This is a genomic window from Streptomyces sp. NBC_01669 (assembly GCF_026339735.1).
Taxonomy (GTDB): Bacteria; Actinomycetota; Actinomycetes; order Streptomycetales; family Streptomycetaceae; genus Streptomyces; species Streptomyces yanii.
This window is the reverse complement of record NZ_JAPEQG010000001.1, coordinates 96,841-121,652: the sequence shown is the minus strand read 5'-3', so window position 1 is coordinate 121,652 and position 24,812 is coordinate 96,841. Positions and strand designations below refer to the sequence as shown.

Below are 24,812 nucleotides of genomic sequence, written 5' to 3'. Positions count from 1 at the left end.
GGAGGTGGCTGGTGCCGTCGGTGCTCGGTGTGAGTGGCTCAGCGCAGCCGGCGCACGCGCAGCACCAGGTCGTCGGTATGGTGGGCGCCGGCGCCACCGTCGGGTGCCAGCCGTGGTCGCTGCTCGTCCACCTCTATCTCCCAGTCTTCGTTGAGTAGATCGGCGACCATCGAGGGCCAGACGTAGTCAGCCGGGTCGAAGCCGCTTTCGTGCGCCTGAGTGTCCATCCCTGCGTGGTGTACGAGCAGCAGCACGCCGCCGGGCGCGACGGCCGCGAGCAGCGCTCGCTCGGCCGCGGCGTCGGGGGTGTGCAGCAAGGCCGGGTACTGTGCGGAGACCAGGTCGAAGGAGGCTGGCGGGAGCATGGCCTCGGTGAGTGCGGCGTGTATCCAGCGAACGGCGAGGCCGGCGTCCCGCGCGTACCCGGCCGCCCGCTCCAGCGCCACGCCCGAGACCTCGAGCGCGGTCACGTCCCAGCCGCCGCGCGCGAGCCAGACGGCGTCCGCGCCCTCGCCACAGCCGACGTCGAGCACGCGCCCGGGTGTGAGCCCGGCGACCTCGGCCACGAGCGCGCCATTGGGCTGGCCGCTCCACAGTTGTTGTCGGTCGGCGTACCGGTTGTCCCACTCCGCCCGCACCGCGGGGTCTCCGACGTATCCGTCGAGAGGCAAGGGGGTGTCGGACGCGGGCGATCCTGCTGCGATGTTGTCGGTCACGGGCCCACCGTCGCCCGCCGCGTCCCGGTCACGCCACTCCTGTTGCCGGTCCGGCAAAACGGCGCCCAAAGGGCGTCGCACTGGACGTCGTCGAGGCAGACTGGCCGCGGCCTCTCGACCTGAGCAGTCGACGTCGTTGGTCAATCTTCCCTACGTTCTTCTCCGGGACCGGGCGAGCCCTTCGTATGGTTGGCCCACCCAGAGGCATCGGGTGTGGCTTTCAACAGGTGTGACATTTCTTCTCCCTGGTCCTGCTGATGAACTTGGCCCGCTGCGGCGAGCCGAGCGGGTGCAGGTATCCGGGGCCTTCCCGGCGGTCCTGCCGCTGGGAAGGCCCTCGGCTTGTCGGCGCCGAGCGAGGAGAACACGCATTGGGGTGTGGCGGCGGGCTGTCTCCTTCTACCGTGGCGGTGGAGTAGGGAGCGCTCACGGTGTCGTTGGTCGACGAGCTTCAGGCGCGGGAGGTCGCTGCTCGGCAGCGAGTAGAGGAACTCCAGGCTGAGGCTGCGAAGTTGGCCCTCCGACTGGAGAAGGCGCGGGAGGATCTGTTGCGGCTGGAGATCACGCGGGAGACCGTCGCGCAGGTGTTGGCGGAGCTGAACCGAACGAGACGGCGGCGCCTCATGGCATCGGGGTGATGACGGTGCCGCCGTGGTGGGAGGGCCTGGTCGTGGCGGTGTTGCCGGATGTGTACCGGGACATCGTGGAGGTCATCGCCGATGCGCCGGGACCGTTGCAGGCCAAGTAGATCGTGCCGCGGATCGGTCGGTTCGGTGAGGACGCGCTGATGCCGATCGCGCTGCTCTCCGACTGCGCCGTCTACCTGTCTGACGGTCCGAGCCCGTTGGACGTACTGGCCGCGCTCTGCGGACGGGAAGCCCGCCCCGGGCACGTTCCGGCTCTGCCCCGAAGCGGTGGCAGGGCGAGCCGGTCCGCGTACTGGACCTCAACGCCTGATCCAGCCCCGCCGTCTGAACGGCACTCCCCAAGGCGAGCTCTGCGGGCGGTGCCACCTTTGCGCGTGCACTGCCCGGTTGGGGGCGCTCGGAGGGCGGCCCCCACAGTTCCGCTCGACGTCATGAGCTCCGGGGGCCGCCAGCTGTCGCCTCGGCACCGCAGGCTGCGCGCTCCGGGCACTCGAGGCAGTGGCTGTGGCCAGTGCTGGGCTTGTTGCTGCAGTTTCGGCAGCGGTTTTCCGCCATGCCTTCTCCCCGGCGGGCGTGGGAGGCAGGAAGATCCCGCATCCTGGCCAGGATGTCGGCCCTCAGCCAGGCCGGTCTGCGGGGGTGCAGATCTGGCACGCCTCAATGTCAGGCTCCGCCGGCGGGACCGCGTACCAGCTGCACATCGTCACGAACGTGCAGTAGGCCGAGCAGCGACAGTCACGCCTGGGTGTAACTGTCGCCGCATCCTTCGGGCTGCTGGCCGCGGTGAAGTGAAGTCACTCCTGGGATGCGCCGCCAGCCGGCGGCAGAGGGCGTGCGACGAACGACCCGAGCCCGGGTTCCGTGTAGATCAGTCCGTCCTCGCGCAGCGCCCGGTGCACCTTCTGCCCGGTCGCCGCGGCGATCCCGAACTCGGCCTGGAGCTGTAGCACCGACGGCACGCGGGTGCGCGGCGCGTAGGTGCCGTCCGCGATCCGTTGCCGGATCACTTCGGCGACCTGGCGCCACCGTGGCTGGTCAGGAGCAAATTCGATCACCCGGCCAAGCTAGGCAGGCCATAGCGCATCACGCGAGACATGCCATACCGAGCATGCCGTAGCACGCTATGCTGCAGTCACGCGAAGGCCCTCTCCGCAGCCGATGGCACGGCCCCGGGGGTGTGGACACCGGCAGTGGGAGCTGATGACGTGCCTGAGAACACCGGCCCAATGGCGGCCGAGCGCAGGGCCGAAGACGCCGCCGTCCAGACCGCATACAGCGGGTTCATCCGCCACACCCAGGCGTGCACCGAGTGCCGCACGGGAGGCGTGGACTGCGCGGATGCCAGTGAACTGCGGCGGGTGTACCGGGTGGCGAAGCGGCGCGCGGGGGAGGGCCGATGATCTGCGACCGCCCAATGACTCCGGCCGAGACGGAGACCCGCGACATGCCTGGCGAGTCCGGCACAGGCTGCACGCTCTACCTCCACAGGGGCCGCTGCCCCGTGCCGCCCCCGCCGCGCCCCCGGACGTACTCGCCCCGCGACCGCTGAATTTTCGCCCGTACCCGGGGCCGGCGTCGGCCAGGGTGCGGGCGGGGTTCAGTGCGTTCACTGCCAGCTCCGAAGCCATGATCCACGTCGCCTTTATCGACAACCTCGCCAAGCGCATGACGGACGTGACCGCACCAACCTGGCAAGGAACCCACTAGGGCATAAGAGGCAATTCGCCCAAGCTGAACGCCCTCTCAGGGAGATCTGGGAGGTCACCCCCTTGTTTGCCTGGTGGACGAGTTGGCCTGGGAGTCTGGAAGGCAGGCCAGGCCCTGGGGGCGGCCGACGAACACGGAAGGCACCGCAGGTAGTCGCGTAGTACCGCGGTACTACGCGCCCGGCGTAGTTCAGCCTCCCGGTACCACCGGATTGGGGTGATTCGGCTCCTAGCGTGGCCGGTGAGACGTCGGAAGCGACGGACGCCGGAGCCCGACAGGGAGAACGCGAATGATCGACGCACGGCAGTTGACCAAGAGGTACGGCGAGAAGACGGCCGTCGACGGGTTGGACTTCGTCGTGAGGCCGGGCACGGTGACCGGCTTTCTGGGGCCCAACGGCGCGGGCAAGTCCACGACGATGCGCATGATCGTCGGCCTCGACGCCCCGACGAGCGGCTCCGTCACCGTGAACGGCCACCACTACGCCCACCACCAGGCGCCGCTCCAGCAGGTCGGTGCCCTCCTGGAGGCGAAGTCGATCCACCCAGGCCGCTCGGCGTACAACCACCTCAGGGCCCTCGCGCTGACCCACGGCATTCCGGGCCGCCGGGTCGACGAGGTCATCGACCTCGCCGGACTGGGCAGCGTGGCGAAAAAGCGGGCCGGCGCCTTCTCCCTCGGGATGGGCCAGCGGCTGGGCATCGCGGCGGCGCTGCTGGGCGATCCGCAGACGGTGATGCTGGACGAGCCGGTCAACGGGCTGGACCCGGAGGGTGTGCTCTGGATCCGCAACCTGCTGAAGACGCTCGCCGACGAGGGCCGGACGGTGTTCGTGTCCTCGCACCTGATGAGCGAGATGGCTCTGGTCGCGGACCACCTGATCATCGTGGGGCGCGGGCAGTTGCTGGCCGACACGACCGTGGCAGACCTGATCCGCGAGGCGGGCGGCGACACAGTGAAGGTGGCGACGCAGGACCCGGCGCGGCTGCGGGACGTGCTGACGGGGCCTGGCGTCGACGTCACCGGCCGGATCGGCTCCGAGGAGCTGCAGGTGACCGGGCTGACCGCCCGCGAGATCGGGCTGAAGGCCGCGGAGCACGGGATTGCGCTGTTCGAGCTGAGCGCGCGGACCGTGTCGCTGGAGGAGGCATTCATGGACCTGACCAGGGATGCCGTGGAGTACCACGGCTCCACGACCGGGATCGAGACCCTCGGGAGGCCCGCATGAGCACCCTCGCCGCAACCGTCGAGGAACCCCGGACCACCCCCGCCCGCCCCGCCTACCGGGTGACCGGACGGCGCGTGCTCTCCTCCGAATGGGCCAAGCTGTGGTCCCTGCGCTCGACCTGGATCACCTTGGGCCTGGGCCTGCTGTTCCTGGTGGCCTTCGGCCTGATCGCCGCGAGCCGCTACAAGTCGGGGATCAACTCCGGCCACCTGGACCGGGACTTCGCCGATTCGACGGCCGTGAGCCTGTCCCTCTTCGGTACGAACTTCGCCCAGCTGGCCCTGGGCGTGCTCGGCGTGCTGGTCACGGCGGGGGAGTACTCGACCGGCATGATCCGCTCGACGCTCGCGGCGGTGCCCCGCCGGCTGCCCGTGCTGTGGTCCAAGGCGGCCGTGTTCGGGCTGGTCGCGCTGGCGTTGGGGACCGTCGGTGCGTTCGTCACCTTCTTGGTCGGGAGCGGGATCGTCTCGGGCACGCCCGCGGCCATGGGCCTCTCGCACGCGGGTGTGCTGCGGAGTCTGCTGGGCGCCGGGCTGTATCTCGGCATGGTCGGGGTGATCGGCGCCGCGCTGGGCGCGCTGCTGCGGTCGGTGGCCGGCGGGATCTCGGTGCTGGTGGCCACCCTGATGCTGATCCCGGGCCTGATCTCCCTGCTGCCGAGCTCCTGGCAGGACGACATCAGCCCCTACCTGCCGTCCAACGCGGGAGAGTCGATGTTCGCGCTGACCCACGACTCCACGACCCTGTCGCCGGCCGCAGGGCTGCTGGTCTTCCTCAGCTGGACGGCACTGGCGCTGGCGGGCGCGGCGTACCGGCTCGCGCGCAGCGACGTCTGACGCCTGCACCATGGACAGGTGACGTCCGTGACCACCGATGACATCAGCGGGATGGGACCGCTGGTCGCCCGTCTGTCCCGGGGCGGCCAGCGGTTGAGGCAGGCCGACCGGGCACATCCGTGGGTGCTGGACACCGCGGTCGTGGTCCTGGTCTTCCTCATGTTCTGCCTGCCCGACCTGCTCCACGGCGGTGTGGACGACGGCGACGGCCCGCGCCGGTTCCGGCTCGCCTTCACCCAGCTGCCCGTCGCGGGAATGCTGGTACTGCAGGCCGGACTGGTACTGCCCCTGCTGTGGCGGCGGCGCAAGCCCGTGGCGGCCTTCGGTGTCATCGCCGCGGTGTTCGTCCTCCAATGGTCCCTGGGCGCGGCGCTGCGCGCGGACATCGCCCTCTTCGTCGCCCTGTACAGCCTGGCCCTGCACGGGCAGCTGCGGCACCTGCCGTGGGCCTGTGCGGCCATGGCAGGCGCCATCGCGCTGGTCGCGGTACGCACGTCCTCGGCCGTGTCCGTCTGGGACGCGCTGTTCTTCCTGCTGAGCACGGCGACCGCGGCTCTCGCGCTCGGCCTGATGGTACGCATCCGCCGGGCCCAGCTCGCCGGACTGCGAGAACGGGCCGCCCGGCTGGAGATCGAGCGCGACCAGCGCAGCAGGCTGGCCGCGGCCACCGAACGCACCCGTGTCGCCCGCGAGATGCACGACATCGTCGGCCACAACCTGTCCGTCATCATCACGCTCGCCGACGCCGGCGCTTACGCCACCGACATCGCCCCCGAACGCGGCAAGGAGGCCCTCCAGCTTATCGGTGACACCGGCCGACAGGCCCTCGGCGAGCTGCGGCGCGTGCTCGGCGTGCTACGCGAGGCGGCGGACGGTCCCCCGGGCGGACCCGAACTCAGCCCACAGCCCGGCATCGCGGACATCGAAGCGTTGTGCGCCAAGGTGCGCGCCGCCGGTCTTGAGGTCGTCTACCGGACCTCCGGCGATGTAGACGCCCTGGACAGTGGCGTGCAGCTGACGGCATATCGCATCGTCCAGGAAGCCCTCACCAACACCCTGAAGCACACCGACACCGGCACCCGGGTGCACCTGGCGATCCTCGTCGAGGACAGCCGGCTGAACATCCGGGTCCAGGACACCGGCTCGGTCACACCCTCCGGACCGCCGAACGAGGAAGGACACGGCCTGGTGGGCATGCGGGAGAGAGCGGCTCTGTACGGCGGGACCGTCAGCGCGCGGCCGACCGGCGGCGGAGGATGGAGCGTCGAGGCCGTACTCGACCTCACACCCCAAGGCGGTGACCGATGACCACCGTGCTCATCGTGGACGACCAGCCGCTGCAACGCTACGGCTTCCACATGCTCCTGGACTCCGTCGCCGAGACCGACGTCGTCGGTGAGGCCGCCCACGGCGCCGAGGCCGTCCGCAAGGCCGCCGAACTGCGCCCGGACGTGGTCCTGATGGACATCCGCATGCCGGGCATGGACGGCATCGAAGCCACCCGCCGCATCGTCGCCGCCGGCGACCGCTCGCGCATCCTCGTGCTCACCACCTTCGACCTCGACGAGTACGTCCATGCCGCCCTCCGCGCCGGCGCCAGTGGCTTCCTCCTCAAGGACGCGCGCCCCGAAGAACTCCTCGCCGGCATCCGCGCCGTCGCCGCCGGTGACGCCGTCATCGCGCCCGCCCTCACCCGCCGCCTCCTGGACGAGTTCGCCCGCTACGTCCCTGCCCACCGCCAAGACTCCGCCGAGGATCCGAGACTCGGCTCCCTCACCGACCGCGAACGCGAGATCCTCGTCGCCGTCGGCAAGGGCTGGACCAACGGCGAGATCGCCACCCGCTTCGTCCTGTCCGAGTCCACCGTCAAGACCCACGTCGGCCGCGTCCTCGCCAAAATCGGCGCCCGCGACCGCATCCAAGCCGTGATCTTCGCCTACGACCACGGCCTCGCCCAGCCCATCTCCGCACCGCCGCCGAACACCGCTTCGAGATGATCGTCCGCTTCACCGTCTGGGACCACGTCACTCAGAGCATCGGCCTGCCCGCCGCGGTCTGAACCAGGACCCGGGACCGGCCCCACCACACCCTGGCACCCCCTCGGCCGGGCACACACCCAACAACGTGACAGCACCCGAGCCATGCTGTGCGCAGCTCGATCGCCGCGGCATCCAGGTCCTTGAGGGTCCGCAGCCGCTGTTTGGTCATCGTGGTGGCGGAGCTGCGGATGATGTCGCCCATCACCAGGTCGAAGACCTCGATCGCCTCGTCCGCGGCGAGTTCTGGCATGACCGCGGCGAACGCGACCAGGGTGGCCGGGCGCCGGTCTCCTCTCAGGTCGGAGACGGCCTGGGAGCGGGCGGCCTTGGCGAACCGCACCAGGGCCTGTAGCCGTCCCGGGGGTCAGGAACTGCTCTCGACTAAGTGTCCATGAGTGTCCTTCAGGTGTCACGAGTGTCGTATGATCTGGTGTATGAACCTGACGGAATGGGCGCGCGCGCAGGGGGTCGCCCCGCGTACTGCGTACCGCTGGTTCCGTGAGGGCACGCTGCCGGTCCCTGCGGAGCGAGTGGGGCCGCGCACGATCCTGGTGAACATCGACGCGAACACCTCACCGTCCGTGACCGGTGGCGTGGGCCTGTACGCCCGCGTCTCCTCCCACGGCCAGAAGGCCGACCTGGAGCGGCAGACCGCACGCTTGTCGGCATGGGCCGCGAAGGCCGGGCATAAGGTCGTGCGCGTCGAATCCGAGATCGCTTCGGGCATGAACGGCGCCCGCGCCAAGGCCCGTCGCCTGCTGGCCGACCCTGCGGTGACCACCGTGGTGGTGGAGCACAAAGACCGGTTGGGCCGTATGAACGTCGAACTCGTTGAGGCCGCTCTGGCTGCAACCGGCCGTCGACTCGTTGTGCTGGATGACGGCGAGGTCGAAGACGACCTGGTGCGCGACATGGCGGAGGTTCTGACCTCGTTCTGTGCCCGCCTGTACGGCCGCCGCAGTGCGAAGAACCGTGCCAGGAAGGCACTGGAAGCGGCGGCTGCCGATGGCTGACAAGAAGCAGCTCCGTACCATCGACCCGCCGTTCGTTGCTGTCGGCCCGTCCGGTGTGGCGTTACGCGACCGCCTCAAGCACCTCACGCCAAAGGACGAGAAGGTGTTGCGTCTGGTCGGCGAGCACCAGGGCCGCCTGGCCTCTCTCGATCTCAAGGCCCGTTGCGAAGCCGGGCACAAGCACGACAACGACGCGTGGGCATCCCGCAAGCGTGACCTGACCGAGCAGTCGTCGTCGCGCATCGCGGGTGCGATCACGAAGGCCACGCACGACCAGTACGGCCTGGCCCGACGCTGCCTGCTCGCCCATGTCCACAACCTTGAGGCCGGTATCCGCACGCTGCGACACCGCCTGTCCCTCCCGATCGGGGAGAAAGGCAGCAAGCGGGCGCCGGGCGGGTACCGGTCCAAGGGCGAGTGGTTCCACAAGTCCCGCCGCCTGGCCACCCTGGAACACCGCCTCGACGTGGCCCGCGACGACTGGAAGACCGGACACGTCCGTGTCGTTCGCGGCGGCCGGCGGCTGCTCAAGAACCGGCACAACCTTCAGGCCGCGCAGCTCACCGAGCGCGAGTGGCGTCAGCGTTGGGAGGCTGAGCGCTGGTTCCTCGCCGCAGACGGCGAGTCCGGAAAACGCTTCGGGAACGAGACGATCCGCGTCACCCCTGACGGCGAAGTGTCGATCAAGATGCCCGCCCCGCTCGCCCACCTGGCCAACAGTAAGCATGGCCGGTACGTTCTTGCCTCCAAGGTCGCGTTCGCGCACCGTGGGGACGAGTGGCGCGACCGCACCGAGGCCAACCGTGCCGTCGCCTACCGCATCCACTACCACGTTGAGCGGGGCCGCTGGTACCTGACCGCTTCGTGGACCAGGCCCGCCGTGCAGACGATGCCGCCGGCCACCGCCCGCGCCGAGGGCATGGTCGGCGTCGACACGAACGCCGACCACTTCGCCGCCTACCGGCTCGACCGGCACGGCAACCCGGTCGGCGACCCGCGCCGCTTCCACTACGACCTGTCCGGCACCGCCGACCACCGCGACGCCCAGATCCGGCACGCCCTCACCCGCCTCCTGCACTGGACCAAGCAGACCGGCGCGCAGGCGATCGGCATCGAAAACCTGGACTTCGCCGCCGAGAAGACCCGCGAGAAGCACGGCCGCAAGAAGCGGTTCCGGCAACTCATCTCCGGTATGCCTACCGGCAAGCTCAAGGCCCGCATCGTCTCCATGGCCGCCGAACACGGCATCGCGATCGTCGCCGTCGACCCGGCATACACCTCGATGTGGGGCGACCAGCACTGGCGCAAGCCCCTGATCAGCAAGACTCGCAGCATGACTCGCCATGACGCCGCCTCGGTGGCCATTGGCAGACGCGCCCTCGGGCACCCGATCCGGCGACGGACGGCACCGCCCCAGCATCACCAGAGTGATGGTGCTGGGCATCGGACCCTCCAGGCCGATCATGGTGACCGAGGGCGTGAGGAAACCCGCCGCCCCGTCGCGGAGCGTGCACACGATGCGCGTCGCCGGACAGGGACAACGAGAACGCGGGGGACCAGCGCATCCAAAACCGTTCGGGATGCGCGCAGTTCCGGGACGTGGGTACAAGGCTCACTCCTGGACACTGTTTAGGAACGGTATCGCGTCCAGGTTCCAGGCGTGACCGCCGAAGGCGCGCAGCGACTCGTAGCGTTCCAGCGCCTTGCCCACCCCGCGCGCGGAGATGTCGCGCGGCGAGCGGCACAGCCGGTCCAGCTCGGAGAGGCGCTTGCCCGTGGGGACGACGACCAGTTGCTGCAGCTGCGCGGACGGCTCCAGGCCCCCGGGCCGCGGACTTGTGTGATCAGCAATGCCTCAGATCCCTTCGGGCGGATCCACTCCACCGCCTTCGTGCCTGATCAGTGGGGTGCTCGGTGTTCCCGGCAGGATGGCAGGCATGGGCCACTGGGCGTACGAGTTCTCGGGTTGCCCCGACTCGGCGGACTACCAGCAGATCGCGGATGATGCGGAGCCGGGCGATGTGGTGCTGCGGGAATGCCCGGACGGTCTTGGCATCGTGGACGGGTTCGTGCGGGAGAGCGTCGACGACATGATGATGGTGGCCCGCTTCCGGTGGGTGGCCAGCGTGGACCCGTCCGCGGTGGCACCGGCGGTGCTGCAGGCATCCGGACTTCTGCCCCTCGCGCGGCGGGATGCGTGGCTGGTGCGTACGGGCAGCGAGCTGGATGCCGGCGAGTCCGCTTGAAGGGCGTTCCGAGACTGCCGTCGTGGCTGTGCGCGACGACCGTCGCGCACAGCATTTCTCCTACTCCTCTGTCGCGGGTTTTTCAGCCTCGGTCTCCTCGGCCGCGGTGGGGGTCGCGGGTTCTTCAGCCTCGGTCTCCTCGGCCGCGGTGGGGGCCGGTTCTTCGGTCCCGGTCTCCTCGGCAGCGGGGGTCGCGGGTTTTTCAGCCTCGGTCTCCTCGGCCGCGGTGGGGGCCGGTTCTTCGGTCCCGGTCTCCTCGGCAGCGGGGGTCGCGGGTTTTTCAGCCTCGGTCTCCTCGGCCGCGGTGGGGGCCGGTTCTTCGGTCCCGGTCTCCTCGGCAGCGGGGGTCGCGGGTTCTTCGGCCCCGGTCTCCTCGGCCGCGGTGGGGGCCGGTTCTTCGGCCCCGGTCTCCCCGGCCGCAGTGGGGGCCGGTTCCTCTACTTGCGTCTCCGCCGCCTCGGGGGTCGGCTCTTCGCCCTCTGCAGGGCCGGCCTCAGTCGTGGCCGGTGACTCCTCGGGGGTGGTCTCCGCCTCTGTTCCTTCGGACGCAGTGGGCTCCTGCTCGGTGTCGCTCACGTGCTCACCGCCTTCCCGTGCTGACAGGCAGGAAGAGGCTCAGGTGTCGCCTGGTCGGACGACCGTCATGACGCGGAATTCATTACTCATGATGTCACCGAACCGCATGATTTGAGGCATTGCCAGGCCGCAGGAATACTCCGGAAACGTTCCGTAGGCCGCTGTGATCAACCCCGACGGCGGGCGGCGGGGTCAGACGCGGCGACGTGCGCGGCGACCGCGTCGACGCCGGGGCGGGCGTACCGCTCCAGGGAGCGGACGGAGGCATGGCGGGAGCGGGCCAGCAGCATCGGGGTGGAAGTGCCGCGCTCGGCGTCATGGGTGAGCGCGGAGTGCCGGAGCCGGTGCAGCGTCCAGCCCTCCAGCTCATCGATGTCCTCGGGTGAGGAGAGAGGGGTTGGCCAGTAGCCGGGTGCTCTCCTCGAAGATCTCCTCCGCCCGCCGGTAGGACAGCCGGGCGCGTTCGGTCTGCGGGCACACGTTCAGCGTCACGGTACCGGCCCGGGCCTTGCGGTCGGTGAGGAACAGTGGGCCGCGGGTGCGGCCGGCGATCAGGCGGGGCAGCAGCTGGGCGGTGCCGGACTGCCAGTGGATCCACTCGGTCGCCCCGCCTTTGGATGTGATCTTGCCGCGCTTGTCCTGCGGGTACGGGTCCCCCACATTCAGGCACAGCACCTCTAGCCAAACCCGCCTACGCCAGATTCCGTCTCCTCGGCGATACCCCTGTCGCCGGGTTCAGTGAACTGGCCGTCCGCGTCGATGAGTTCATCGTATCCCCGCCCGGCATCACGACCGTCTTCATCGTCGAGAACGAGACGACATAGCGAGAAGCCCCCACCTTCAGGTGGGAGAGGAGTCACTGAGCGTCACGGGATGGACGAGCATGGCGGTCGTACCGAGTACCGCCAGGGCCGCTTCCCGCGCGCCGATGGCCGGTGCGAGGCATACCTGGGAGCCGGTGGCGTCCCGCACGGAGCGATGTGCCGTGCGGGACGCGTGTGCGGGCCGGGAGAGGCTGTTGCCGATGGGTTCAGCGGTAGAGCTTCTTTGAGGATGTGTAGTTCATGCTTCCGACGCCGGTGTAGTTGCCGACGTGGGTCCAGCGCTCCTGGCAGTTGGACCACCGCTGGTAGCGCTTGATGGCCCAGGTCTGCTTCCAGATACCGCGCTTGGCGACGAACATGCTGCGGGCGGGGACGGTGTAGGTGATGGTCTCGGCGTTGCTGATACTGGCGGACAGCTCGAGCTCAAAGCCCAACATGGAGCTCTCCTGATTGTTCTGCTTGTTCTTCTTGTTGATTTGCGCCCTCGCCTTGCCCCGCACGCTGGGAAGGGAGGGCAGTTTGCCGGTGAGCATGCCGCGGGCGGAGTAGGTCTGGGTGAAGGTGAACTGGTGCTGCTGCTGGGCGGAGGCGCCGTTACGCCAGGTGATCTTCTCGGGGGCGCTGTCCCAGCCCTCGCGGATCAGGATGGGCGTCACACGGTCGACGGGCGCGCACACGTCCCCGCTCTTCGCATTCGTACCGGCGAGGGCGACCTGGTCGGCGGCGCCGCCCTGTTCGGAGGCGGCGGTGAATACGTCGGTGATGGAGGTGCCAGTGACGACGCCGGCAACCAGACCACCGGCGAGTACGGCGATGATCAGTGGCCGAGCCTTGCGGTTTTTGACAGCAGACATGCGGATGCTCCCTCAAGGAATGAGTCGGTGATGTGGCACCCCTGGGCTGGTGCCTGGGGGTGGGCCGTGTGGACGGCTGCTCGCCCGGTCGTCGACACCGGCAGATGGCGAGAGAAGACGCGGCGGACCCGGATGCGCTATCGACGTATGGCGTTGTCCGGGTGGGCCGGTCGATGGCAAGAGCGTGCCGGGTGGGGTCAGCGGTGGGCAACGCATTACGGCGTCCGGGACAGTCCCGAGTCGTCTATGCAGGTCACAGGCGGTGTCCAGGGGTGAGACGCCGCCCTGATGAGGCTCTCTGAAATTGGCTCTGCCCGGAGTTCAGTGAACGATCTTGAGCTTGGTGTAATGCCAGGGTGATGCTGAGCGCCGGGAATCGGCGCGGCTCGGTGCGTGGACGGGGACAGGTGGAGAGATGGCGGCAGCAGAGCTTCGGGGTGCCGCGAAGGGGCCGGCGCGGTTGGACTGGGAGCTGATGCCTCTGGAAGGCGTCGGGCCGCTGTGTTTCGGCATGCGTATCGCTGAGGTCGCTGCAGTGCTGCCGGGCATGACCGAGCTGCGTCGGTTCCAGGCTGACCCCTCGTTTCAGGAGACCGTCGGCGTGGAGTTCGGCACGGGGCGTGCGGAGCCTGCCGTGTACGCCTACTTCGTCGACGGCCGGTTGTTCTGCGTCGCGGGCGACGCGATCCACGGCCCCCAGGTGACGCTCTGGGGGCGGGAGTTGACCGCCTGCGTCCCAGCCGATCTGGAACGGTTCCTCTTGCACGCTCACGGGTGTGGGGTGCTCGATGTGTCCTACGGTCCGCGGGGGAACCCTGGAGTCAACGGGCTCGGTCTGGTGGTGCGGGTGCAGGAGGCCGCCAGCGGCGTGGTGACCCGGCCGGTTATGGTGGGCCGGACCTGGGCCGACCGGTGCACCGACGACTGGGAAGGCGCGATCCCGGAGTGTGAATGGGTGGGCCGCCTGTGGCCCCAACCAGGTGAAAAGGGATCCTGGCCCCCGCCCGGCTACAAGACGCACTGGGGCGGCTGGCAACCTCCTTTCTAGCCTGACCCCTTCCTGCGGCGAGATTCCGGCGCATGCGGCGTTCCCTGGATCCCGACCTGCGGATTCACGGAACTGCGGCCAGAGCCCTGAAATTCCTCACCCGGTGCTCAAGCGCGCCGAACTCCAGGCGAAGCGGACCCGCTCCGCCACCCGGCGCGCCAAGCGGCGGGTCAAGCGCGAGTCCCGGCACGCCGCGCACATCAACCACAGGATCAGCAAGGAGATCGTGGCCGTCGCGCAACGCACCGGACGCGGGATCGCCCTCGAAGAACTGAGCGGCATCCGTGACCGGGTACGGCCTTCCCGCGACCGGCGGGCCACGCTCTCCTCCTGGCCGTTCCACCAGCTCGAAGAACATCTCCGGTACAAGGCCCGGCGGGCCGGAGTACCGGTGATCGCGGTGGACGCCCGCTACACCTCGCAGATGTGTCCGCGTTGCGGACACACAGCGAGACACAACCGTCCCACCCGGGACGCCTTCTCCTGTCGTCGGTGCGGGCTCGCCGGCCCCGCCGATCACGTCGCCGGGGTCACCGTGCGCAACCGCGCACGCTCGGCGTGGGTTCTCGGCAACGGACCCGTACCACAAAGGGCTTGACCTCCCTGGCTGGTAGATGCGACCCGTGACCGCCCTGTCGTAGGGGGCAGTCGGGAGCGCGACAAGGCGTAGACGACCGAGCCAACAAGCTCGGTCGTCTACGGCCGAGAAGTTGACGGGAAATAACGGCAGCGTCTTGGTCGTCCCGCTCGTCGACCTGCTTCGCAGATCGACGTGATCATTCAGCGAAAAAGGAGCCGTGCTGTCTGCGGCAGAGGTGACACCATGCGAAGTCATGGCAGATGACAGCACCAGTACGTTTCAGGCGGGCCAGACGGGGCTCATCGTCCGGATCCCGGAGGCAGAGCCGGCCGTCCGCGGGTGGCGTGAACGGCTCGACCCCTCAGCCCAGGCCGGGGTTCCAGCCCACGTCACCGTGCTCTTCCCGTTCCTCGATGAAAGCCGAATAGATGCGCTCGTCTACTCCGCTCTCGCGGACGTGCTGGGCGGCCACCAGGCCTTTGACCTGCGGTTCGAGAGGTGTGGACGGCTCCCGGAAGTGCTGTATCTCGTCCCCGAGCCTGACACGCAGTTGCGGCAGCTCACGGAGGCGATCGCTGATCGTTGGCCTGAGGCTCCGCCGTATGGCGGCCGGTTTGCCAAGATCGTGCCGCACCTGACCACCGCTCAAGGTCAGGAAGACGCCGTCCTGGAGGAGATCGAGGCCGACCTCGCAGGCAGGCTCCCGTTCACGTCTCACGTCGCGTCGGTTGAACTCATAGTGCACGACGGCGTGAAGTGGCAAGAACGGGCGTCGTTCACACTCGGAGAATGCACCAGGTCATGAGGCTTGGGCTGGTCAGCTGCCCCTTGGGGCAGCGGACCAGCAGGGGGGCCAGTCAGCTGGCTGCAGCGTGCTCGGCGCGTACAGCTCGACCTTCGACATCTGCGGCATGACCAGGACCTTTCACCAGGAGCATCCCGATGCTGCCCTGGCAAGAACCCTGGTGACTTCAAAACTCGTGAACATCACCCGACCGTGGATCTGGGCGCCTCCCAAACCTGTGAACAACTGACTTCACAACCCGTGAACAGAGCCAGACTGGAAGACTTGGAGCTCGGCGCGGCCGTCGTGATCGGTGTCAGTGGCCCGCACCCCGTGCACGAACGTCGAGTGCTTCATACGGATGGTGCTGGTCCGGTCACTGCTCAGGTCGCGGGTCCTCCTCCGGTGCGCCGCGCAGCCTCTGCCAAAACCCGCGGGCATCGTCGACGCTGACAGTGGTCCGATGATCGTCTCTCTGGAAGACCACCGAGCTGGTGCCGTCGCGGTCTTGGTCGTGGATCTCGTCCAGGGGCCCTCAGCGTCCACGTCGGTGCGCAGGGTATTGCTGTCGACGGCGCATATGGCCATCGGTGCGTGGTCGCCCGGTTTGGGCCCAGTGCCCAGCAGAAGCCATGTGCCGCCGGCGATCACGACGAGACCGGCTCCAGTAGCCGTGGCGAGCCGCCGCCGTCGTGTGCGCTGTCGTGGCAGCGACGCGATTACCCCCAGACGGGGATCGCTTCACAGCATCAGAGAAAGGCATGCCAGAACCCTGAGACTGCGCTGTGCTGGACCGCCGTGGGGCAGGCAGCCCTGCAACAACCGCCTGGGGGACGAAGAGCAGCACTGGCCCTTTTCAGAGATCCTCATCAGCCCATTCACCAAAGTGCCGCGGGGTGTGGACAGGCCGGGACTGTCCCGGACGCCCGAAGATCTAGCGGGACACCGACACAGCGGAACAGCCTCCTTCCAGGCCGCGAAATCCCGGCCCTTCGAAGGAGGTTGTGATGGCACAGCAGACCTTGCTCAAGCCCCTGCGGCAGACGCCGGAGAAGACGAAGGAGCACCAGCCACATAAGGCGTCGCGGTCGGCGCCGGCATCTCACCGCAGACCGCGCAGCCACAGTGCGGGCAACGGCCGTACTCGGAGCGGGGATTGGCGGTGGGTCGTGGTGGGTCTGGTCGCGGCGTTCGTGCTTTCGTTGCTGGGAGGTGCGCTGCTGGGCGTGCACGGCCCGTCGGGAGCGCCCTCGGCCGACCGGCCGGCGGTCACCCTCCAGCCAAAATCACCGGCCACGCCCGAGCCCGCGCCCAAGGTACCGACGTCCGGCCCGACCCAGAAGCCCGCCGGGCCGGGCACCGCCGAGGCCAAGCCCGCAGGCGTCAGGAAGGTCACTGTGCGGCCCGGTGACACGCTCTGGGCACTGGCCCGCACGCACGGCACGACCATCAAGGCCCTGCAGCGGCTCAACGGCCTGGGATCGTCGACGCTGATCTACGCCGGCAACCAGCTGCGCGTCGCCGGCATACCGGGTTCCCCGGACGCCGCACGGCAGTCGACGGCCACCCCGCCGACGACCACGCAGAAGCCCGCTGTGAAGTCCCGGGTGAAGTCCGCGCCGAACGCCGTCATCACCTACGCCCGAGCACAGCTGGGTAAGCCCTACATCTGGGGCGGTACCGGACCGCGCGGCTTCGACTGCTCCGGCCTGGTGATGCGGGCCTGGCAAGCGGCTGGGGTGAAGCTGCCGCGCACCACTTGGGGCCAGATCCACGCCGGGACCGCCACGAGCCGGGCGCGCTTGGTGCCCGGTGACCTCGTCCTGTCCTACGGCGGCGGCCATGTGGGGCTGTACATCGGCAACGGCAAGGTCATCCACGCCCCTCGGCCCGGCAGCACCGTCACCATCGCCCCTCTGCCCGACCGCGGCAAAGTCGTCGCCTACCGCCACATACACCCGTAAACGGACACGCGGCGCAGATGACACGCCCTCAGGCAGATCCTGGCACCGAGTATTCGAACTCGGCCACACGGTGGAGAACAGTACTCATGCACAGATCAATGGCCTCTAAGCTCCCTTGGTACTCACGAGACAAGGGAGTGGTGATGGGACGGGGGCCGGACCCGGCAGCGGCGCACAGCTCTGCGGAGTTCATCGAACTGATGCGGCAGTTACGCCGCTGGACGGACCTGAGCTACCGGCAGCTGGAGCGCAACGCCACCGACGCCGGCGACGTCCTGCCCCGCGCGACGATCTCCGCCGCCCTCGGCCGCGACGAACTGCCCCGTGAGGAACTCCTGGCCGCCTACGTACGAGCCTGTGGCGGCGACGACGACACGGTGTCCGCCTGGCTCGAGGCCCGCCGACGCCTGTCCATATCCGACACCGCGACACCACCGCCCGTTCCCGAGGACGCTCCGCAGACCACTGCCGCCCGAGCAGGCGAGGACACTCCCCAGGAGACACCGCAGGATCCCAAGGACACCGTCGACGAGGAAGCCTTTGACGAGGAGCAGGCCCCGGACACCGGCCCCGCCGGTGAACCGGACTCCGGCCCGGCAGACGGAGCAAACTCGCATCCGGCCGGCGACAGTGCCAGACCCCCGCGCGCTCAGGCGAACTGGCGACGACACACCCCTCAGGTCGCGATCGCCGCCCTCACCGTTGCCGGAATACTGGCGCTGTCGTTCTGGCCGCACGACAACGGCTCCGACGGCAACCGCGCGGACAGCGCGCCTACCAGCGCCCCTTTCTCGAGTACCACGCCCAGCACAGATGCGGAGTCGAAGCAGCCCAGTTCCTCGCCCACCGTCAGCCGTTCGGCCACCGCCGAGCCTGCCGCCTCGCCGGTCGAGCAGGAAGAAGCGATCCCCAGCTCCGACCCCACTCCCACGCGGACGGTTGTCTCCGTCCAGATGCCGGCCGCAGGGTTGACCAGCATCCATCCCGCCTCTGCCCCCTCGCGGTGCCTGACCGAGGGCCGCGAACGCAACGGGCGCACCGACCGCGAGATCGCCGTCCAGCACTCCTGCGCCGACTCCCCCCTGCCCCGCGTCACACTCGAGAAGCTGGGCGGGCAGACCTACCGCATCCAGTGGTACAACCCCGACCCAGGCAAGGGCCTCGGGTGCCTCGCCGTTGACGGCGCCTCTTCCGGCGCCCTGCTCGCCCCGAGGGACTGCGCGGACAGCGACAGCCAGAAGTTCCGCCTGGAGGCATCCGCTGGCGGCTTCCGGATCCGGCCACTCCACAGCGGCCTGTGCATCGGGTTCCTCCCCCCGGTCGCCGATGGCGCCGAGGCGGTGCAGATTTCCTGCACCGGAACCTCCGACCAGGCATTCACCTTCACCGCAAGCTGAGACGGCTGGCAGGAGCCAGTGATGACCGGGTGACCAGCTGCCAAAGTGGCCCGTCGGTAACGACGGCCGACCGCCTTTGTTAGAGGTCATCTCGTTTGGGTCGCCGCTCCTGCCAGCGCGGTTGGCTTCTCACATGCCGCGGTCTGGGCCGTACCAAGGCTCGGGGCGTTCGTCGGCGGACATCGGCAGGTGTCGCATTTGCACGGGGCCTGGGTAGAAGGCTGCGCTGTTGGGACCGGTCATGTCTTCGCCGATGAGATAGCGGTAGAGCCATTCGGCGAAGCTCATGCGGTGCTCTGCCCAGGTTTCGTCGTAGCTCACCAAGAGCCTGGGGACACTGGTGGCAGCGATGAGGAAGATTGTCTCTCCTCGGTCGGTGCTCGCGATCGGCCACAGTCCGTTGCGGGTGCCGAAGCTCAACTCGTCGAGTCCGAAGAGCTGGCGCGGGTCCTCGTCCGCGTCGAGATCGAGCTCATCCCACGGCACCTCGGACCATGCTTGGATGCTTTCTCGGATCTCCTGGCCCAAGTTCCATCGCGTAGTCGCCGGATGATGGAGGTACAGGTGGCTATTGAGTCGGATCGGGGCGTAGGCGTCAACCAGGACCCGGTAGTCGGGCGGCAGTTGTATGCCGAGGTCCGCGTGGAGACGGTCCCAAGCAGCGGGGTCCGCAAAGCGGTTCTGGGCCGGGCCGAGCATCGCCATGACGGCAAGCAGGTAGTCGGTCAAGAAGTCCTCGATGGTGTGTGACCGGCTCGGTCCTCGGCGGCAGGCCGGCGTCGTCACCGACCTGGAGACCGAGTACGTCACCGCCGTCTGCTCCAGCAGCGTGTCGATCACCGACTATCAGTATGTCGGTGCCGGCCGTTAGCCTGTGGGTATGTCAGAGCGTTTCATCCCGGGCCGTAGGGGCGGCCTGATCACTCTGGGCGCCGCGGACGCTCTGTGGGCCGGCTTGACGACCGACAGTGCTGTGCCGGCGGCTTCTGCGGCGTTCACCTGCTCTCCTGCCAATGCCAGGGCGGGGTACGTCCTGCTCGGCGGCCGTGTGGTGGCGACGGTGAAGGCAAGCGGCGGCCAGTGGAGTGTTCCGGAGATTGAGGTGCGCCGGGCGGCAGCGGAACTGAACGCGGTTGAGATGGACCGTCAGGACCTGGTCCGCATCGGTCCGTTCCGTAGCGCGCAGAAGCAGAACGAGAAGACGCCGCTGCGATGGCGCCAGCGCATCACCCGGGAACTGCAGGAGTTGGGCGACCCCGAGCGGGCAGCACAGCCTGAAGGCGGCCGGCCGCACCATCTGGCGGGAATCGACTGGCGGCGGATACTCGTGGAACAATCCCGCGGCCACACGGCGCGGACATGGTGGCTGCCGCGCGCCGTGGTCAGACTGCTGGATGCGGCCGAGCACACCGAAACGCAGTGGCTGCAAGCCGCACGGACCCGCCAGAAAAGCGCAACCGTCACCGAGTCGCCCTCCCACCACCGGCAGGCCCGAGCCGCCGACGGTCGGCAGACGACGAGCCCCCACTGCCCAACCACCCCACTGCGCCCGTACAACGAGGAACTGCAAGGCCACTTGTACTCGGTACTCAGCAGGAAACCCGGCACCTCCCGCAAGGTGGCTGAGTGGACTTGCGCCATCTGTCGCACCGCACCCGCCGCCGTACTCGACCACTGCCACGAACACGGCTACGTCCGCGCCCCCGTCTGCCACTCCTGCAACACACAAGAACGCCCCGACCACCTGTACAGCAACGACATCCGCGTGGCCAACCACTACACACGCCTCTTCCACACCCACGCGGCCGACTGGCTCCACCACTGGCACCGCTGCCCCGGCTGCCGCACCCGCACCACCCTCCCACTGCCACACCTCGCTGCATGGACCGCCCACATAGCCTGCCGGTCACTGCGCCCGACCCACCGCGACCCCCGCGGCTCCCGCGCACGCAAACCCTGCGGCGCGCTGCGCGTGTCCTGGACCGGCAGTCACAATGCGCCCGGTTCCTGCCTGCTCACTGTCGCCGTCGACTTGTGTCCCTCCGGCGAGCACCGTGTCCTGGCGCAAGTCCCCTACCGCGAAGCCGCCGAGAGGTTTGGCACCTGGCTGGCCGAGACCGCCCCTGCCGTGGCGGCTGAGGCCGGACCCGACCGCCTGGACGGCCTCCCCACCCGGTTCCGGCCAGTCATCGCGGACACCAGCAGTGAGGGCCTGGCGCTGTTCTGAGCAAACAGCGGGCGCCTTCCAAGTGGGCGTTTGATGTTGATTCACGATGGGTATTTTGCCTAATTTGCCGTATTCATCGGCAACGTGCACAGCCTGAAATGTGTGGAAGCTCCGCGCGGTTGGGAACCTTCCGCCCCATTGCCAAACCAGACGGAATCCAGCGTCGAGAGGCGGATCTCAGGTGCGGTCGCGGTGGTAGGCGGCGAGGAGGAAGAGCCAGATCTCGCTGACGGTCGGGAAGCAGGCGACCGCGTGCCTGAGCCGCTTGAGCGGGACCTCGCCGGCGACCGCGACGGTCGCCGAGTGCAGCAGCTCGCTGACTCCGGGGCCAACGAAGGTCACCCCGAGCAGGACTTCCCGGTCTAGGTCGACCACCATCCGCGCGTGGCCACGGTAGTTGTCGGCGTAGAGGTTGGCGCCCTGGGCAGCGTTGAAGTCGAGGTCGACGGTCTTGATGCGGCGGCCGGCCTGGGCCGCCTGCTCGGCGGTCAGGCCCACGGCGGCCGCCTCGGGGTCGGTGAAGAAGACCTGGGGCACGGCGTGCTGGTCGGCGGTGGTGGCGTGGTCTCCCCACGGGCCGTCGTCCACGGGGAGGTCTGCGGCGCGGGCGGCGATGGCGTCGCCGGCGGTCCGCCCTTGGTACTTGCCCTGGTGGGTGAGCAGAGTCCGGTGGTTGACGTCGCCGACGGCGTACAGCCATGCGCCGTCGACCCCGCGGGCCAGGCAGGTGGTGTCCGCCTCCAGCCACGTGCCTGGGGTGAGGCCGACCGTGTCCAGGCCGATGTCGTCGGTGCCGGGGGTGCGGCCGGTGGCGAACATGACCTCGTCGGCCTGCAGGTCGCTGCCGTCGTCGAGGGTGAGAGTGACGGGCCCGGTGGGGTCTGGGCGGCGCACGGCGGTCACCTGGGTGCCGATCCGCACGTCCGCGCCCGCCTCAGTGAGACTGCGTGCGACGAGCTCGCCCGCGAAGGGTTCCATGCGCGGGATCAGGCGGCGGCGGGCGAGCAGGGTGACCTGGGAGCCGAGACCCTGCCAGAGGGTGGCCATCTCGACGCCGACTCCGCCGCCCCCGACGATGACGAGCCGGCCGGGCACGGTGCTGGAATCGGTGCCGTGCCGGTTCGTCCAGGGCCGGGCCTCCTGGATGCCGGGGATGTCGGGCAGCGCCGGCCTGCTGCCGGTAGCGATGGCCACCGCGTGGCGTGCGGTGAGGGTGAGGCGTGCGCCGTCGTCCCTGGTGACCGTGACGCGGCGGGGGCCGTCGATCCGGCCGTGGCCGCGGAAGAGGTCGGCGCCGCTGGACTTGACCGCCTCGGCCTGTCCGGTGTCGTCCCAGTCGGTGACGTAGCGGTCGCGGCGGGCGAAGACCCGTTCGGTGTCGAGCTGGCCGGTGACGGCCTGCCGGGCGCCGTCCACCCGGCGGGCGTCGGCGACCGCGATGACCGGCCGCAGCAGGGCCTTGCTGGGGACGCAGGCCCAGTAGGAGCACTCGCCGCCGACCAGTTCACGCTCCACGACGGCCACGGTGAGGCCGGCGGCGCGGGCGCGGTCGGCGACGTTCTGGCCGACCGGCCCGGCGCCCAGCACGACCACGTCGTAGGCGCTGCTCTCCTGGTTCTCGCGTACATCGCTCATCTGATTCCTCCGTGGATACTCCGCCCTTCGGGGCGGAGAGGAAACGGACTCCTGCGGAGCAGGGCAAGGGCTGCGATTCGCCGCCAGGGCGGATCACAGTGCTCTGACCCGCAGGTTTGATCTTTACATGCGGTCGCATTAATTTGTGAGCGTGACCACGAACCACGTGAAGCGGGCGTTCAAGTACCGCTTCTATCCGACGGATGCGCAGGCAGCTGAGCTGTCGCGCACGTTCGGATGCGTGCGGAAGGTCTACAACCTGGCGCTTGCGGCCCGCACGGAGGCGTGGACGCGGCAGGAGCGGGTCAACTACAGCCAGACCTCGGCCCTGCTGACGGCGTGGAAGAAAACTGAGGAACTGGCCTTCCTCAACGACGTGTCGTCGGTGCCGTTGCAGCAGACGCTGCGGCACTTGCAGAGCGCGTTCACCAACTTCTTCAGCAAGCGGGCCAAGTACCCGCGCTTCAAGTCCCGCAAGAAGTCCCGCAAGTCCGCCGAGTACACCACCAGCGGTTTCCGCTTCCGGGAGCGCAGGCTGACTCTGGCGAAGATGGCCGAGCCGCTGGCCATCGTGTGGTCGCGCCCGCTCCCAAAGGGGGCGAAGCCGTCCACTGTGACGGTCTCCCAGGACAGCGCCGGTCGCTGGTTCGTCTCCATGCTGTGCGACGACCCCACCGTCAAGCCGCTCCCCGCCACGGATGCGGCGGTCGGTGTCGATGTCGGTCTGAACCACCTCCTGACGCTCTCCACCGGTGAGAAGATCGCTAACCCGAGGCATGAGCGCACGGACCGTGCCCGGCTCGCGAAGGCCCAACGCACCCTTGCGCGCAAGGCCAGGGGTGACGGCGCCAACCGCAGGAAGGCCCGGCTGAAGGTCGCGAAGATCCACGCCCGGATCGCCGACCGGCGCCGTGACGGCCTGCACAAGCTGACCACTCGGCTCGTTCGTGAGAACCAAACGATCGTGATCGAGGACCTGACCGTGCGAAACATGGTCAGGAACCGGAGCGTGGCCCGCGCCATCAGCGACGCGGCATGGGCCGAGTTCCGCAGCCTGCTGGAGTACAAAGCCCAGTGGCACGGGCGGGAAGTGATCGCGGTCGACCGCTTCTTCCCCTCCTCCAAGCTGTGCTCCGTCTGCGGCACCTTGCAGGACAAGATGCCGCTGCACGTCCGCACCTGGACGTGCGCCTGCGGCACGACCCACGACCGGGACGTGAACGCCGCACGCAACCTGCTGGCCGCCGGACGGGCGGTGTCGGCCTGTGGAGCCGGTGTAAGACCTCAACGGAGAACTCCGGGCGGGCAGTCGGCGATGAAACAGGAAGTCTCACGGCGCGAGCCGTAAGAATCTCCCTCCTTCAGGAGGGAGAGCGTCAATGCTTCCTCGCGCGTGATCGGGGCTGACGGGGCCGCATCCCCGACTCATGTAACCGCGCGGTGCGCGCACGGCCGTCATACCTTGGCCGTAGGAGTCACCAACAGCGGCCATCCGTGCCCCTTATGGCCGCACGCACGCCGTGACCGGCCTCGGGTTCACGAGCTCGGGAACAGGGGCCCGCCCGCCATGAGACCGCCGTCGACCAGGAAGATGTGCCCGGTGACGTAGCTCGCCTTGTCCGAACCCAGGAACTGGACGGCCTCGGCGATCTCCTCCGGGGTGCCTGCCCGGTGCATGGGCAGCACCGAATCGACCGCGTCACGCGCCGTGTCGTCGCCGGTGAACCGCTCGTACATAGCGGTCCGGGTGTAGCCGGGCGCGACCGCATTGACCCGGATACCGTGAGCGGCGCCTTCGAGTGCGGCCGCCTTGGTGATGCCGACGACGGCGTGCTTGCTCCCGACGTACAAGGCCGCCCCGGGATAACCCATCACGCCAAAGGTGGAGCTGACGTTGACGATGCTGCCGCCGCCCTGTTCCCTCATGACCCGGAACTCGTGCTTCAGGCACAGCAGCGTTCCCTTGACGTTGGTATCGAAGGTGGCCTGGTAACTCTCGTCGGTCACCTCGGTGACAGGGCCGGGTGTTCCCTCGGTGCCGGCGTTGTTGACAGCGACATCGATCCGCCCGAACCGCGCGACCGCACGGTTGACGAGGTCCTTCACATCGGCGTCGAAACGGACGTCGGCACGCACGAACTCCGCCGGGGCGCCGAGGCCGGCCAGCTCCCCGGCAAACTGCTCGCCCACGTCCTCGTGGCGGCCGGAGACCACAAGGTTCGCGCCTTGACGTGCGTAAGCGACGGCGGTGGCACGGCCGATACCGGTGAGCGCGCCCGTGATGAGGACGATGGGACCAGACACGTCGAGGGTCCTTCCTGCAACCACACAGGTGAATGACTGGCAAGTAGTTCGGAACCCGCACGACACCGGGTTCCTCTTCGGGCAGAGGCGTATCCCCCCGGTACCGCCACAAGGAAGGTGTCCCAGCCGGAAGACAGCCACATCGGACCCGACCGCCGTATCCATCGAACGGCGGCATTTGACGGCT

General features: G+C 68.8%; 27 protein-coding genes and 1 pseudogene. 17 read left to right on the top strand and 11 right to left on the bottom strand.

All coding sequences use genetic code 11. The features are described from left to right. Positions 1–38: 38 nt before the first annotated feature. Positions 39–716, bottom strand: a complete 678-nt coding sequence (locus OG972_RS00620; protein WP_266977739.1) for a bifunctional 2-polyprenyl-6-hydroxyphenol methylase/3-demethylubiquinol 3-O-methyltransferase UbiG — start codon at positions 714–716, stop codon at positions 39–41. Between the two features lie 431 nt (positions 717–1,147). On the opposite strand from OG972_RS00620, the gene OG972_RS00615 reads away from it, so the two are divergent. Further along, positions 1,148–1,354: a hypothetical protein gene (locus tag OG972_RS00615; RefSeq protein WP_266977738.1), complete on the top strand. Its 207-nt coding sequence runs from the start codon at positions 1,148–1,150 to the stop codon at positions 1,352–1,354. Between the two features lie 803 nt (positions 1,355–2,157). On the opposite strand, the gene OG972_RS00610 is transcribed toward OG972_RS00615, so the two are convergent. Continuing rightward, positions 2,158–2,418, bottom strand: a complete 261-nt coding sequence (locus OG972_RS00610; protein ID WP_266977737.1) for a GntR family transcriptional regulator — start codon at positions 2,416–2,418, stop codon at positions 2,158–2,160. 150 nt (positions 2,419–2,568) lie between these two features. On the opposite strand from OG972_RS00610, the gene OG972_RS00605 reads away from it, so the two are divergent. From OG972_RS00605 to OG972_RS00580, 6 genes and pseudogenes are all read left to right on the top strand, one after another. Then, positions 2,569–2,763 carry a hypothetical protein gene (locus tag OG972_RS00605; RefSeq protein ID WP_266977736.1) on the top strand — a complete coding sequence of 65 codons (195 nt, stop codon included), beginning with the start codon at positions 2,569–2,571 and terminating at the stop codon, positions 2,761–2,763. A 208-nt stretch (positions 2,764–2,971) separates the two neighbouring features. Then, positions 2,972–3,070: pseudogene (locus OG972_RS00600) on the top strand (IS5/IS1182 family transposase); the annotation flags it as partial. 289 nt (positions 3,071–3,359) lie between these two features. Further along, on the top strand, positions 3,360–4,298 hold the full coding sequence (locus tag OG972_RS00595) for an ATP-binding cassette domain-containing protein (RefSeq protein WP_266977735.1): 939 nt from the start codon (positions 3,360–3,362) through the stop codon (positions 4,296–4,298). Next, on the top strand, positions 4,295–5,134 hold the full coding sequence (locus OG972_RS00590; RefSeq protein WP_266977734.1) for an ABC transporter permease: 840 nt from the start codon (positions 4,295–4,297) through the stop codon (positions 5,132–5,134). The genes OG972_RS00595 and OG972_RS00590 overlap by 4 nt, the downstream gene beginning before the upstream one ends. Before the next feature lie 27 nt (positions 5,135–5,161). After that, complete coding sequence (locus OG972_RS00585; RefSeq protein ID WP_266977733.1) at positions 5,162–6,442, top strand: sensor histidine kinase; 1,281 nt, start codon at positions 5,162–5,164, stop codon at positions 6,440–6,442. After that, complete coding sequence (locus OG972_RS00580) at positions 6,439–7,131, top strand: response regulator transcription factor (protein WP_266977732.1); 693 nt, start codon at positions 6,439–6,441, stop codon at positions 7,129–7,131. Before OG972_RS00585 ends, OG972_RS00580 begins: the two co-directional genes overlap by 4 nt. Positions 7,132–7,162: 31 nt before the next feature. On the opposite strand, the gene OG972_RS00575 is transcribed toward OG972_RS00580, so the two are convergent. Then, positions 7,163–7,513 (bottom strand): hypothetical protein, encoded by a 351-nt coding sequence (locus OG972_RS00575; protein ID WP_266977731.1) that lies wholly within the window; start codon positions 7,511–7,513, stop codon positions 7,163–7,165. Positions 7,514–7,607: 94 nt separating this feature from the next. Here OG972_RS00575 and OG972_RS00570 point away from each other — a divergent pair, with 94 nt between their 5' ends. The 3 genes from OG972_RS00570 to OG972_RS00560 all read left to right on the top strand — a co-directional run bounded on the left by OG972_RS00570 (position 7,608) and on the right by OG972_RS00560 (position 10,432). Beyond that, positions 7,608–8,186: an IS607 family transposase gene (locus OG972_RS00570; RefSeq protein ID WP_266977730.1), complete on the top strand. Its 579-nt coding sequence runs from the start codon at positions 7,608–7,610 to the stop codon at positions 8,184–8,186. Beyond that, on the top strand, positions 8,179–9,819 hold the full coding sequence (locus OG972_RS00565) for an IS200/IS605 family accessory protein TnpB-related protein (protein ID WP_266977729.1): 1,641 nt from the start codon (positions 8,179–8,181) through the stop codon (positions 9,817–9,819). Before OG972_RS00570 ends, OG972_RS00565 begins: the two co-directional genes overlap by 8 nt. 304 nt (positions 9,820–10,123) lie before the next feature. Continuing rightward, on the top strand, positions 10,124–10,432 hold the full coding sequence (locus tag OG972_RS00560; protein WP_266977728.1) for a hypothetical protein: 309 nt from the start codon (positions 10,124–10,126) through the stop codon (positions 10,430–10,432). 60 nt (positions 10,433–10,492) lie between these two features. Here the strand turns inward: OG972_RS00560 and OG972_RS00555 are convergent, their stop codons facing one another. From OG972_RS00555 to OG972_RS00535, 5 genes are all read right to left on the bottom strand, one after another. Next, entirely contained in the window at positions 10,493–11,008 is a 516-nt protein-coding gene (locus tag OG972_RS00555) for a hypothetical protein (RefSeq protein ID WP_266977727.1), read from the bottom strand. A gap of 167 nt (positions 11,009–11,175) precedes the next feature. Then, entirely contained in the window at positions 11,176–11,298 is a 123-nt protein-coding gene (locus OG972_RS00550) for a PmrA (protein WP_266977726.1), read from the bottom strand. 76 nt (positions 11,299–11,374) lie between these two features. Further along, positions 11,375–11,668 (bottom strand): hypothetical protein, encoded by a 294-nt coding sequence (locus tag OG972_RS00545; protein WP_266977725.1) that lies wholly within the window; start codon positions 11,666–11,668, stop codon positions 11,375–11,377. Between the two features lie 180 nt (positions 11,669–11,848). Further along, positions 11,849–11,980 (bottom strand): hypothetical protein, encoded by a 132-nt coding sequence (locus tag OG972_RS00540; RefSeq protein ID WP_266977724.1) that lies wholly within the window; start codon positions 11,978–11,980, stop codon positions 11,849–11,851. Positions 11,981–12,038: 58 nt separating this feature from the next. Next, on the bottom strand, positions 12,039–12,686 hold the full coding sequence (locus OG972_RS00535; protein ID WP_266977658.1) for a hypothetical protein: 648 nt from the start codon (positions 12,684–12,686) through the stop codon (positions 12,039–12,041). A gap of 460 nt (positions 12,687–13,146) precedes the next feature. Here OG972_RS00535 and OG972_RS00530 point away from each other — a divergent pair, with 460 nt between their 5' ends. The 5 genes from OG972_RS00530 (at position 13,147) to OG972_RS00510 (ending at position 18,459) form a co-directional block, all read left to right on the top strand. Then, the gene (locus OG972_RS00530) at positions 13,147–13,734 is read left to right on the top strand and encodes a hypothetical protein (RefSeq protein WP_266977723.1); all 588 of its coding nucleotides are present in this window, start codon (positions 13,147–13,149) and stop codon (positions 13,732–13,734) included. Positions 13,735–13,837: 103 nt separating this feature from the next. Next, positions 13,838–14,332 (top strand): transposase, encoded by a 495-nt coding sequence (locus OG972_RS00525; protein WP_266977722.1) that lies wholly within the window; start codon positions 13,838–13,840, stop codon positions 14,330–14,332. Positions 14,333–14,567: 235 nt separating this feature from the next. Then, a complete protein-coding gene (locus OG972_RS00520) occupies positions 14,568–15,119 on the top strand; it encodes a 2'-5' RNA ligase family protein (protein WP_266977721.1) in 552 nt (183 codons plus the stop codon). A gap of 986 nt (positions 15,120–16,105) precedes the next feature. After that, positions 16,106–17,062, top strand: a complete 957-nt coding sequence (locus tag OG972_RS00515; protein ID WP_266977720.1) for a C40 family peptidase — start codon at positions 16,106–16,108, stop codon at positions 17,060–17,062. A gap of 143 nt (positions 17,063–17,205) precedes the next feature. After that, positions 17,206–18,459: a hypothetical protein gene (locus OG972_RS00510; protein ID WP_266977719.1), complete on the top strand. Its 1,254-nt coding sequence runs from the start codon at positions 17,206–17,208 to the stop codon at positions 18,457–18,459. A gap of 129 nt (positions 18,460–18,588) precedes the next feature. Here OG972_RS00510 and OG972_RS00505 read toward each other — a convergent pair whose 3' ends face one another. Then, on the bottom strand, positions 18,589–19,299 hold the full coding sequence (locus OG972_RS00505) for an SMI1/KNR4 family protein (RefSeq protein WP_266977718.1): 711 nt from the start codon (positions 19,297–19,299) through the stop codon (positions 18,589–18,591). 40 nt (positions 19,300–19,339) lie between these two features. Here OG972_RS00505 and OG972_RS00500 point away from each other — a divergent pair, with 40 nt between their 5' ends. Next, positions 19,340–20,686, top strand: coding sequence for an endonuclease domain-containing protein (locus OG972_RS00500; RefSeq protein ID WP_266977717.1), 1,347 nt, complete (start codon positions 19,340–19,342; stop codon positions 20,684–20,686). 177 nt (positions 20,687–20,863) lie between these two features. Here OG972_RS00500 and OG972_RS00495 read toward each other — a convergent pair whose 3' ends face one another. Beyond that, positions 20,864–22,321 carry an NAD(P)/FAD-dependent oxidoreductase gene (locus OG972_RS00495; RefSeq protein WP_266977716.1) on the bottom strand — a complete coding sequence of 486 codons (1,458 nt, stop codon included), beginning with the start codon at positions 22,319–22,321 and terminating at the stop codon, positions 20,864–20,866. A 151-nt stretch (positions 22,322–22,472) separates the two neighbouring features. Between OG972_RS00495 and OG972_RS00490 the strand changes: the two genes are divergently transcribed. Further along, entirely contained in the window at positions 22,473–23,669 is a 1,197-nt protein-coding gene (locus OG972_RS00490) for an RNA-guided endonuclease TnpB family protein (protein ID WP_266977715.1), read from the top strand. Positions 23,670–23,857: 188 nt separating this feature from the next. Here OG972_RS00490 and OG972_RS00485 read toward each other — a convergent pair whose 3' ends face one another. Further along, complete coding sequence (locus OG972_RS00485) at positions 23,858–24,625, bottom strand: SDR family NAD(P)-dependent oxidoreductase (protein WP_266977714.1); 768 nt, start codon at positions 24,623–24,625, stop codon at positions 23,858–23,860. Positions 24,626–24,812: the final 187 nt, after the last annotated feature.